Here is a 12,428-nt window from a genome sequence, read left to right as displayed (position 1 = left end):
ATAAAAAGCTTGACAATATGAAAACATTATGGTAATATAGTAAATTGCATTGATTATACATAAAAGGACATAATAATTACAATGTGAATAAATAAAAAAAGATATTTATTTATTTAAATTGTGAATTTATTAGATAAATATGGTTATACTAATATGATGCAATGTATCTAATCCAGAAACACCTAAATGGTGTTTGTGGTTATTTTTAGTTTATGCAAGGGGTGAAAGTTAATGGTACATCCTGTCCAGGTTGGTAAAAGAACTAGAATGAGCTTTTCAAAGCTTAAAGAAGTAGGCGATATGCCTAACTTAATTGAAGTTCAATTAGATTCCTATCAATGGTTCTTAAAAGAAGGTCTGCAAGAAGTTTTCGACGATATTAATCCAATACAAGATTATACAGGAAACCTTAATTTAGAATTTGTAGGTTACAAGTTAGATATGGATAATATCAAGTATTCTGTTGAAGAATGCAAAGAGAGAGATGCTACTTATGCAGCACCTTTAAAAGTAAGTGTAAGATTAATTAACAAAGAAACAGGAGAAGTAAAAGAACAGGAAGTGTTCATGGGAGATTTCCCTCTTATGACAGAACAGGGAACTTTCATTATAAACGGTGCTGAAAGAGTAATTGTAAGTCAGCTTGTTAGATCACCAGGAGTTTATTATGATGTAGCTCTTGATAAAACTGGAAAGCCGTTGTTCTCTTCAACTGTTATACCTAACAGAGGAGCTTGGCTTGAATATGAAACAGATTCTAATGATATTATATATGTAAGGATAGATAAGACAAGAAAGTTACCGATTTCTATTCTTGTAAGAGCATTAGGATATGGAACAGACGCAGAAGTTATAGACTTTTTTGGAGAAGATGAAAGATTAAAAGCCTCAATAGAAAAAGATAATACAAAGACTAAAGAAGAAGCTTTATTGGAAATATATAAGAGATTAAGACCAGGTGAACCACCGACTGTAGACAGTGCAATTTCTCTTATCGAATCTTTATTTTTTGATGCTAAAAGATATGATTTATCTAGGGTAGGAAGATATAAGTTTAATAAAAAATTAGCCCTAAATTTAAGAATAGCAAACCAAATTGCAGCTCAGGATATAGTGAATCCACAAACTGGAGAAATTCTAGTTCAAACTGGAGAAAAGATTGATAGAGATAAAGCTGTAGAAATACAAAATAGTGGTATAAATGTAGTTGACATTCAAGTAGATGATAGAATAGTTAGAGTTATAGGAAATAATTTTGTTGATATACATAGCTTTATTCAATTTAATATAGAAGATTTGAATATAAAAGAGTTTGTTCATTATCCAGTACTAAAAGACATATTGGATAATTATAGTGATGAGGAAAGTATTAAAGAACAAATAAGAAAAAGACTTCATGATTTAATACCTAAACATATAATAAGAGATGATATATATGCAACTGTAAGCTATGAATTAGGATTACCTTATGGAATAGGATATACAGATGACATTGATCATTTAGGAAATAGAAGATTAAGATCTGTGGGAGAATTATTACAAAACCAGTTTAGAATAGGTCTTTCAAGAATGGAAAGAGTAGTTAAAGAAAGAATGACTATTCAGGATCAGGAATCAATAACACCACAGGCTTTGATAAATATAAGACCAGTAGCAGCATCAATCAAGGAATTTTTTGGAAGTTCTCAGTTATCACAGTTTATGGATCAGACTAACCCATTATCTGAATTAACACATAAAAGAAGATTATCCGCATTAGGACCAGGTGGACTTTCAAGAGAAAGAGCTGGTTTTGAAGTAAGAGACGTTCATCACTCACATTATGGAAGAATGTGTCCTATAGAAACTCCAGAAGGACCTAATATAGGACTTATTAATTCACTTGCTACTTATGCAAGAGTTAACGAATATGGATTTATAGAAGCGCCTTACAGAAAGATTGATAAAAAAGAAGGTAGAGTTACAAAAGAAATTATTTATATGACTGCTGATGAAGAGGATCAGTATCTTATAGCCCAGGCTAATGAGCCACTTGACGATGATGGATATTTTATAGATGAAAAAATTACTGTAAGAGATAAAGAAGAAGTTCTTGTTATTCCAAAATCAGAAGTTGACTTTATGGACGTATCTCCAAGGCAAATAGTATCTGTTGCAACAGCCATGATACCGTTTCTTGAAAATGATGATGCCAGCCGTGCGCTTATGGGTTCAAATATGCAACGTCAGGCAGTTCCTCTTTTAAAACCTCAGGCACCAATTGTGGGCACTGGTATAGAGTATAAAGCGGCAGTTGATTCAGGGGTTCTCCCTAAGGCAAAGAACGCAGGAACAGTTGCATATGTTAGTGCTAATGAGGTTAGAGTTAAGAGAGATTCAGATGGTGGCATAGACACTTACAGACTTCTTAAATTTAAGAGATCTAACCAAGGTACATGTATTAATCAAAGACCTATTGTTTCTAAAGGTGAAAGGGTTGAGAAAGGAACAGTATTATCAGATGGTCCTTCAACAGATTTAGGAGAAATAGCATTAGGTAAGAATATAAGAATAGGATTTATAACTTGGGAAGGATATAACTATGAGGATGCTATGCTTATATCCGAAGAACTTGTAAGAGAAGATGTATTTACTTCTATTCATATAGAAGAATATGAAGCAGAAGCTAGGGATACAAAGTTAGGACCAGAAGAAATAACAAGAGATATACCAAATGTAGGTGAAGATGCATTAAAAGATATAGATGAAAGAGGAATAATCAGAATAGGAGCTGAAGTAAGATCAGGTGATATTTTAGTTGGTAAAGTTACTCCAAAAGGGGAAACTGAACTTACTGCAGAAGAGAGATTATTGAGAGCTATATTTGGAGAAAAAGCAAGAGAAGTTAGAGATACATCTCTTAGAGTTCCTCATGGTGAGGCAGGAATCATAGTTGATGTTAAGATATTTACAAGAGAAAATGGTGATGAATTGCCACCAGGAGTTAATAAGCTAGTAAGATGCTATATAGCTCAAAAGAGAAAGATATCTGTAGGAGATAAGATGGCTGGAAGACATGGTAATAAAGGTGTTATTTCTAGAGTATTACCAGAAGAAGATATGCCATTTTTACCAGATGGAAGACCTCTTCAGATATGCTTAAATCCACTAGGCGTTCCATCACGTATGAATATAGGGCAGGTTCTTGAGGTACATCTAGGTTTAGCAGCATCAAAACTAGGATGGCATATTGCTACTCCTGTATTTGATGGAGCAACTGAGCCTGAAATAGATGAATGTCTAAAGAAAGCAGGATATTCAGAAGATGGTAAAACTGTGTTATATGATGGTAGAACAGGTGAGCCATTTGATAGTAGAGTAACTGTAGGATATATGTATATATTAAAACTTGCCCATTTAGTTGACGATAAGATTCATGCAAGATCTACAGGTCCTTACTCATTAGTTACTCAGCAGCCATTGGGTGGTAAAGCTCAGTTTGGCGGACAGAGATTTGGAGAAATGGAAGTTTGGGCGTTAGAAGCTTATGGAGCAGCACATACTTTACAGGAAATACTTACTGTAAAATCCGATGACGTAGTTGGTAGAGTTAAAACTTATGAAGCTATTGTTAAAGGTGAAAACATACCGGAACCAGGTGTTCCAGAGTCATTTAAAGTATTGATAAAGGAATTACAGGCTCTTTGTCTAGATGTAAAAGTGCTAAATGACGATAAGCAAGAAATAAAACTTAAAGAATCTGTAGATGATGAATTAGAAGATCTAGATGTAAATATTGAAGGAACAGAAGATTATGTTCCACCTACTCCATCTGATGACTATGTTGAAGATGAAGAAAAAAATGAAGTAGCTGATGAAGAACCGGACTTAGATTATGACGATTTACCATTAGATGAGTTTAAAAATGAGCTAGAACTCGATGATTTTAATGATGAACACTAATTTGAAGGGAGGATGTACCCTTGTTTGAATTAAATAATTTTGATGCGTTACAAATAGGCTTAGCTTCACCAGAACAAATTAGAGAATGGTCAAGAGGTGAAGTTAAAAAACCTGAGACTATAAACTATAGAACATTGAAACCAGAAAGAGACGGTTTATTCTGTGAAAGAATATTTGGACCTACAAAAGATTGGGAATGTCATTGTGGTAAATATAAAAGAGTAAGATATAAGGGTATAGTTTGTGATAGATGTGGAGTTGAAGTAACGAAGTCCAAAGTAAGACGTGAGAGAATGGGGCATATTGAATTGGCTGCCCCTGTATCACACATTTGGTACTTTAAAGGTATTCCATCACGTATGGGACTTATATTAGATATGTCTCCAAGATCATTAGAGAAGGTGCTATATTTTGCTTCTTATATAGTACTTGACCCTAAGGAAACACCATTGCTAAAGAAACAATTATTGAATGAAAAGGAATATAGAGAAGCTATAGATAAATATGGAGAAGATAGTTTTTTAGCAGGAATGGGAGCTGAATCTGTACAGAGATTATTAGAAGAAATAGATCTTGAAAGACTATCTAAAGAACTTAAGGAAGGCCTAAAGACTAGTACAGGTCAGAAGAAAGTAAGAATTATAAGAAGATTAGAAGTGGTTGAATCTTTTAGAAAATCAGGAAACAGACCAGATTGGATGATTATAGATGTTATTCCTGTTATACCACCAGATTTAAGACCTATGGTTCAACTTGATGGTGGAAGATTTGCTACATCTGATTTGAATGATCTATACAGAAGAGTTATAAACAGAAATAATAGATTAAAGAAATTACTGGATTTAGGTGCTCCAGATATTATAGTTAGAAATGAAAAGAGAATGTTACAAGAAGCAGTTGATGCATTAATAGATAATGGAAGAAGAGGAAGACCAGTTACTGGTCCTGGAAACAGACCTTTAAAATCATTATCTGATATGTTAAAAGGTAAGCAGGGAAGATTTAGACAGAACTTACTTGGAAAGCGTGTTGACTATTCAGGACGTTCAGTTATAGTTGTTGGACCTGAACTTAAAATGTATCAATGTGGTTTACCTAAGGAAATGGCTCTAGAGCTATTTAAGCCTTTTGTAATGAAAAAATTAGTAGAAGGTGGCTTGGCTCATAACATTAAGAGTGCAAAACGAATGGTTGAAAGAGTTCAGCCACAAGTGTGGGATGTATTAGAAGAAGTTATATCAGATCATCCAGTGTTGCTAAATCGTGCTCCGACTTTACATAGGTTAGGAATACAGGCTTTCCAACCTGTATTAGTAGAAGGTAGAGCTATAAAATTACATCCATTAGCTTGTACTGCATATAACGCTGACTTTGATGGAGACCAGATGGCAGTTCACGTACCATTGTCTGTTGAGGCTCAAGCTGAAGCTAGATTTTTAATGCTTGCAGCTCATAACATATTAAAACCTTCCGATGGTAAGCCAGTAGTTGTACCTACTCAGGATATGGTACTTGGATCATATTATTTAACTATTGATAAGACAGATGTAAAAGGTGAAGGAAGAGCCTTCTCATCACCTGATGAAGCAATAATGGCATATCAATTGGGAGATATAGATATACATGCTAAAATCAGAGTAAAGTTATTTAAGGAAAAAGATGGTGAAATTATATCTGGAATAATAGAAACAAGTCCAGGTAAATTAATATTTAATGAATCAATTCCTCAGGATTTAGGTTTTATAGATAGAAGTAATCCAGAAAATGAATTTAAACTAGAAGTAGATTTCTTAGTGAATAAATCAGCTTTAGGAAAAATTATAAATAAATGTTATATGAAACATGGACCAACGAAAACATCTATAATGTTGGATAAAATAAAAGCTAAAGGATATCATTATTCTAGTATAGGAGCTATTACTGTATCAACTTCAGATATGGTGGTGCCTGAAGCTAAAAAGAGATTACTAGCTGAGGCCGACGCAGCAGTTAGCAAGATTGAGAAAATGTATAGAAGAGGATTTATCTCTGAAGATGAAAGATATGAAAGAGTAATAGAGAAATGGACTAAGACTACTGATGAAATAGCAGATGCCTTAATGGCCAATTTGGATAAATTTAATCCAATATTTATGATGGCTGATTCAGGAGCCAGAGGTTCCAAGAGTCAGATTAAGCAGCTTGCAGGTATGAGAGGACTTATGGCAAGTCCTTCTGGTAAGATATTAGAATTACCGATAAGAGCATCATTTAGGGAAGGACTTGACGTTTTAGAATATTTTATATCTACGCATGGTGCTAGAAAAGGTAATGCTGATACAGCTTTAAAAACTGCGGATTCAGGATATTTAACCAGAAGACTTGTTGATGTAAGTCAGGATGTAATAGTAAGACAAGAGGATTGTGGAACTAAAGATGGATTTGAAGTTTCCGAAATAAGAGAAGGAAATGAAATAATTGAACCTTTATCTGAAAGACTTCATGGTAGATATTCAGGAGAAGATATAATAAATCCAAACACTGGAGAGCTTATAATTGCTAAAGATCAATATATAGATCATAAGACAGCTGAATATATTGAAGAAGTAGGTATAAAGAAGTTAAAAATTAGATCAGTGTTTACATGTAAATCTAAACATGGTGTTTGTTCAAAATGTTATGGAATGAATATGGCTACAGCAGGAAAAATTAATATTGGTGAATCAGTTGGAATTACAGCAGCGCAGAGTATAGGAGAGCCAGGTACACAGCTTACAATGAGAACTTTCCACACTGGTGGTGTTGCAGGAGCCGATATAACTCAAGGTCTTCCAAGAGTTGAGGAGTTATTTGAAGCTAGAAAACCAAAAGGATTGGCTATAGTTTCAGAAATAGCAGGTACTGCTAGAATAGAAGAAACTAAGAAGAAAAGAACTGTAGTAGTAACAGGTGATTCTGGAGAAGAAGTGAGCTATGATATACCATTTGGTTCAAGACTTAAAGTGTCAAATGGAAGTGTAATTAGTGCAGGTGATGAAATCACAGAAGGGTCAGTAAATCCTCATGATATCATAAGAATCAAAGGTGTAAATGGCGTTAAAAATTATCTTTTATCAGAAGTACAAAAGGTTTATAGATTACAGGGTGTTGATATAAATGATAAACATCTAGAAGTAGTAATAAGACAGATGACCAGAAAAGTAAAAATTGAGGATTCAGGTGATACTGAGTTATTACCAGGAACTATGATTGATATATTTGATTTTGATGAAGAGAATGAAAGAGTAGAAGCTATTGGCGGAGAACCAGCTAAAGGCAGAATTGCATTGCTAGGTATTACGAAGGCTGCTTTAGCTACAGAATCATTCTTATCAGCAGCATCTTTCCAAGAAACAACCAGAGTTTTAACAGATGCAGCTATTAAAGGAAAAGTTGATCCACTATTAGGATTAAAAGAAAATGTCATTATAGGTAAGTTAATTCCTGCTGGAACAGGAATGACAAGATACAGATCTATAAAGATAAGTACAGAAAAAGATGAACAGTTGGAAAATATTCCAGAAGAAAATAAAGAATTAACAGATGAAATAGAAGCTTAAATTTATTGACAGGAAAGATTTAAGGTGATAAAATACTCCTGTGTGTTTTTAAAAAGAGACATAGCTTACTGAGCTTTGTCTCTATAGCATTATTTTTTAGGGGGGGAAGGTATGATCGACAGACTTAATGGAAAGAAGGTTGTCGGTTTTAAGCAATCTTTGAAAGTTATAAAAAATGGAAGTGGAAGTACTGTTTATATAGCTAAGGATGCTGATAAAAAGATATTTGATCAACTGAAGAGTGCTGCAGAAGAAAACTCCCTTGAGATAGTTTATATAGAAACCATGAAAGAATTAGGAAAACTTTGTGGAATAGATGTTGGAGCAGCTACTGCTGTAATATTAAATGATTAAGCTTACAACTATAATTAATTTTTATAGATTTAAATTTATTGAGGAGGTGTAAACATGCCAACAATAAGCCAGTTAGTAAGAAAAGGTAGAAAGACAATGAAAGCACAGTCAACAGCACCAGCTTTAAAACAGTGTCCTCAAAAAAGAGGAGTATGCACTGTAGTTAAGACTACTACACCTAAGAAGCCAAACTCAGCGTTAAGAAAGATTGCCAGAGTTAGACTTACAAATGGTTACGAAGTAAGTGCGTACATTCCAGGTGTAGGACACAACTTACAGGAACATAGTGTTGTTCTTATAAGAGGTGGAAGAGTAAAAGACCTTCCAGGTGTTAGATATCACATTGTTAGAGGTGCATTAGACTCAGCTGGAGTGGCTAACAGAATGCAAAGCAGATCAAAATACGGTGCTAAAAAACCAAAGCAAAAATAGTTTTTAATTAATTGAAAATGGTGCTGTGTCTTCGGCATTTATATATATAGTTTATTTATTTATAAATAATTTGCAGAAGTACAAAGCACTTTGCGGTTTAAGATTTAAACCGAGTACCGATGAACTTAAATCAATTATGTTAAGGAGGGAAGAAAAGTGCCAAGAAAAGGACATATAGCAAAAAGAGATGTATTACCAGATCCAATATACAACAGCAAAGTTGTAACTAAATTAATAAACAACATAATGGAAGATGGTAAGAAAGGTGTAGCTCAGCAGATTTGTTACGATGCTTTTGAAATAATGGCTAATAAAACAGGAAAAGAATCAATTGAAGTATTTGAGACAGCAATGAACAATGTTATGCCATTACTTGAGGTTAAAGCTAGAAGAATTGGTGGTGCTACATACCAGGTTCCAATAGAAGTTAGACCAGAAAGAAGACAGACATTAGGTATTAGATGGATTCTTGACGCAGCAAGAAAAAGAGGAGAAAAGTACATGAGAGAAAGACTTGCTGGTGAGCTTATGGATGCAGCTAATAATACAGGTGCAGCTGTTAAGAAAAGAGAAGATACTCATAAGATGGCTGAAGCAAATAAAGCTTTTGCACATTACAGATATTAATATTAAAACTGTTTTGGCATCTCGCCAAAACAGTTTTTACGAATTTTAAATCTACTTTTAAAATATATTGATAGTTTGAGAGGAGGAAATAAAAGTGGCAAGAGAATATCCATTAGATAAGTTTCGTAATATAGGAATAATGGCACATATAGACGCAGGAAAAACAACAACAACAGAACGTATCCTATTCTATACTGGAAAAACTCATAAAATAGGAGAAGTTCATGAAGGTGCTGCTACTATGGACTGGATGGTTCAAGAACAAGAAAGAGGTATTACAATTACTTCAGCAGCAACAACTTGTATGTGGAAAGACCATGTAATAAATATTATAGACACACCAGGACACGTAGACTTTACAGTAGAGGTTGAAAGATCATTAAGAGTACTTGATGGTGCTGTTACAGTTTTAACAGCAAAAGGTGGTGTTGAGCCACAAACTGAAACAGTATGGAGACAGGCGGATAAATACAAAGTTCCAAGAATGGCTTATGTAAATAAAATGGATATCATGGGAGCAGATTTCTTTAGAGTTGTTAACATGATGAGAGAAAGACTTCATGCTAATGCAGTTCCAATTCAATTACCAATAGGTAAAGAAGATACATTCAAGGGATTTGTAGACTTAATAAAAAATGAAGCAGTTATATATACAGATGACTTAGGAAAAACTATGGGAGCAGCAGAAATTCCAGAAGATATGAAAGACCAAGTTGAAGAGTATAGAGCTGCTATGATTGAAGCAATTGTTGAATTAGACGAAGAATTAATGATGAAATATCTAGAAGGTGAAGAAATAACTGTAGAAGAGTTAGAAGTAGCATTAAGAAAAGGTGTTATAGCTAACAAAATAGTTCCAGTTATTTGTGGTTCTTCATATAAGAATAAAGGTGTTCAGCCTATGATAGATGCTATAGTTAAATATATGCCATCACCATTAGACATTCCACCAGTTAAAGCTACTCATCCTGAAACAGGAGAAGAAGTTGTAAGACACACTTCTGATGATGAACCAATGGCAACTTTAGCATTCAAAATAGCTACTGACCCATTTATTGGAAAATTAGCTTTCGTAAGAGTTTATTCAGGAATATTAAAGAATGGTACATATGTGTATAACTCATTAAAGGGTAAAAAAGAAAGAATCGGAAGATTAGTTAAGATGCATGCAAATCATAGACAGGATGTTGAAGAACTATACGCTGGAGATTTAGGTGCTGTAGTTGGATTAAAAGATACAACTACTGGAGATACACTTTGTGATGAAAAACAACCAGTAATTCTTGAAAAAATGGAATTCCCAGAACCAGTTATTCACGTAGCAATTGAACCTAAAACAAAAGCTGGTCAAGAAAAAATGGGTATTGCGTTAGCTAAACTTGCAGAAGAAGATCCAACATTTAGAACTTATACGAACCAAGAAACAGGTCAGACTATTATAGCAGGTATGGGAGAATTACACCTTGAAATAATAGTTGATAGACTTCAAAGAGAATTCAAAGTAGAATGTAACGTAGGTGCTCCACAAGTTGCTTACAAGGAAACTATTAGAAAAGCTGTTAAAGCTGAAGGTAAGTTTGTAAGACAGTCAGGTGGACGTGGACAATACGGACATTGTTGGATTGAGATGGCACCACATGAAGGAGAATATGAATTTGAAAATGCTATTGTTGGAGGAGCTATTCCAAGAGAATATATTGCTCCAATTGATAATGGTATAAGAGAAGCATCAGATAGTGGTGTAGTAGCAGGATATCCAGTTATTAATTTTAAAGTTAAATTATTTGATGGATCATACCATGATGTTGACTCATCTGAAATGGCATTTAAAATTGCAGGATCCATGGCGTTTAAAAATGCAATGGCTAAAGCAGACCCAGTATTACTTGAACCAATGATGAAAGTTGAAGTAACTGTACCAGAAGAGTACATGGGAGACGTTATGGGTGACATTAACTCAAGAAGAGGAAGAATTGAAGGTATGGAAGCTCAATCAGGAGCTCAGATTATTAGATCTTTTGTACCACTTTCAGAGATGTTTGGTTACGCTACTGTATTAAGATCAAGAACACAGGGTAGAGGTGTTTACTCAATGGAATTTGATCACTATGAAGAAGTTCCAAAGAGCATCCAAGAGCAAGTTATAGGAAATAATAAATAATATTATTGAAAAATAAAGGAGGAAATAAACAATGTCAAAAGAAAAATTTGAAAGAAGTAAGCCACACGTAAATATAGGAACAATAGGTCACGTAGACCATGGTAAGACAACATTGACAGCAGCAATCACAACAGTATTAGCAAGCAAAGGATTTGCAGATGCATTCAAATATGACGAAATAGATAAGGCACCAGAAGAAAAAGAAAGAGGAATCACAATCAATACATCACACGTAGAATATGAAACAGAAAACAGACACTATGCACACGTAGACTGTCCAGGACATGCTGACTATGTAAAGAACATGATAACAGGAGCAGCACAGATGGACGGAGCAATCTTAGTTGTAAGTGCAGCAGATGGTCCAATGCCACAGACAAGAGAGCATATACTACTAGCATCCAGAGTAGGAGTTGAATACATAGTAGTATTCTTAAACAAAGCAGATATGGTAGATGATCCAGAACTAATCGAATTAGTTGAAATGGAAGTAAGAGAATTATTAAACGAATATGGATTCCCAGGAGATGACGCTCCAATCGTAGTAGGATCAGCATTAAAAGCATTAGAAAACCCAACAGATGCAGAAGCAATAAAATGCATAGATGAATTAATGGCAGCAGTAGATAGTTATATACCAACTCCAGAAAGAGCAACTGATAAGCCATTCTTAATGCCAGTAGAAGATATCTTCACAATTACAGGAAGAGGAACAGTTGCAACAGGAAGAGTAGAAAGAGGTATCCTAAACGTAGGAGACGAAGTAGAAATAGTAGGATTAAGCGAAGAAAAGAAGAAGACAGTAGTAACAGGAGTAGAAATGTTCAGAAAGTTATTAGACAGTGCAATGGCTGGAGATAACATAGGAGCATTATTAAGAGGAGTACAGAGAGACGATATCGAAAGAGGACAGGTGTTAGCAGCACCAGGATCAGTACATCCACACAAGAAATTTGTAGGTCAGGTATACGTATTAAAGAAAGAAGAAGGTGGAAGACATACACCATTCTTTAATGGATATAGACCACAGTTCTACTTCAGAACAACAGACGTTACAGGATCAATCAAATTACCAGAAGGAACAGAAATGGTAATGCCAGGAGATCACATTGATATGAACGTAGAATTAATCACATCAATAGCAATGGATGAAGGATTAAGATTCGCTATAAGAGAAGGCGGAAGAACAGTAGGTTCAGGTGTTGTTACTACTATAGTTGAATAGTAAAATTTAAAGAGAAATTATTATCCGGATAAGTTATAAGAAAAGAAGAGTGAGCTCACTCTTCTTTTTTATAGAATATAAATTCTATATGTACAATGAGAGAGAAATT

Annotated in this window: 7 protein-coding genes; all 7 read left to right on the top strand. The window is 34.3% G+C overall.

What is annotated here, in order from left to right; all coding sequences use genetic code 11:
* The first annotated feature begins 231 nt into the window (after nt 1-231).
* The 7 genes from rpoB (at nt 232) to tuf (ending at nt 12,319) form a co-directional block, all read left to right on the top strand.
* Nucleotides 232-3,942, top strand: a complete 3,711-nt coding sequence (gene rpoB / locus J2Z24_RS06975; RefSeq protein ID WP_035152286.1) for a DNA-directed RNA polymerase subunit beta — start codon at nt 232-234, stop codon at nt 3,940-3,942.
* A gap of 20 nt (nt 3,943-3,962) precedes the next feature.
* A complete protein-coding gene (gene rpoC, locus J2Z24_RS06970; RefSeq protein ID WP_035152283.1) occupies nt 3,963-7,520 on the top strand; it encodes a DNA-directed RNA polymerase subunit beta' in 3,558 nt (1,185 codons plus the stop codon).
* A 111-nt stretch (nt 7,521-7,631) separates the two neighbouring features.
* Nucleotides 7,632-7,874 (top strand): ribosomal L7Ae/L30e/S12e/Gadd45 family protein, encoded by a 243-nt coding sequence (locus J2Z24_RS06965; RefSeq protein WP_035152281.1) that lies wholly within the window; start codon nt 7,632-7,634, stop codon nt 7,872-7,874.
* Nucleotides 7,875-7,928: 54 nt separating this feature from the next.
* A complete protein-coding gene (gene rpsL / locus J2Z24_RS06960; RefSeq protein ID WP_035152277.1) occupies nt 7,929-8,306 on the top strand; it encodes a 30S ribosomal protein S12 in 378 nt (125 codons plus the stop codon).
* A 156-nt stretch (nt 8,307-8,462) separates the two neighbouring features.
* Nucleotides 8,463-8,933: a 30S ribosomal protein S7 gene (rpsG, locus tag J2Z24_RS06955; RefSeq protein ID WP_035152275.1), complete on the top strand. Its 471-nt coding sequence runs from the start codon at nt 8,463-8,465 to the stop codon at nt 8,931-8,933.
* Between the two features lie 94 nt (nt 8,934-9,027).
* Complete coding sequence (fusA, locus tag J2Z24_RS06950; protein WP_035152272.1) at nt 9,028-11,094, top strand: elongation factor G; 2,067 nt, start codon at nt 9,028-9,030, stop codon at nt 11,092-11,094.
* A gap of 31 nt (nt 11,095-11,125) precedes the next feature.
* A complete protein-coding gene (gene tuf, locus J2Z24_RS06945; protein ID WP_035147406.1) occupies nt 11,126-12,319 on the top strand; it encodes an elongation factor Tu in 1,194 nt (397 codons plus the stop codon).
* Nucleotides 12,320-12,428 lie beyond the last annotated feature (109 nt).

The sequence above is a fragment of the Clostridium tetanomorphum genome (assembly GCF_017873215.1).
In the GTDB taxonomy this organism is placed as follows: Bacteria; Bacillota; Clostridia; order Clostridiales; family Clostridiaceae; genus Clostridium_AO; species Clostridium_AO tetanomorphum.
The sequence above is the reverse complement of the archived record's forward strand: the minus strand, read 5'-3'. Positions and strand labels throughout refer to the sequence as shown.

Bases quoted from the DNA above. Each gene is read 5' to 3' on its own strand.
- rpoB (WP_035152286.1), top strand. From the start codon at position 232: ATGGTACATCCTGTCCAGGTTGGTAAAAGAACTAGAATGAGCTTTTCA.
- J2Z24_RS06965 (WP_035152281.1), top strand. From the start codon at position 7,632: ATGATCGACAGACTTAATGGAAAGAAGGTTGTCGGTTTTAAGCAATCT.
- rpsL (WP_035152277.1), top strand. From the start codon at position 7,929: ATGCCAACAATAAGCCAGTTAGTAAGAAAAGGTAGAAAGACAATGAAA.
- tuf (WP_035147406.1), top strand. From the start codon at position 11,126: ATGTCAAAAGAAAAATTTGAAAGAAGTAAGCCACACGTAAATATAGGA.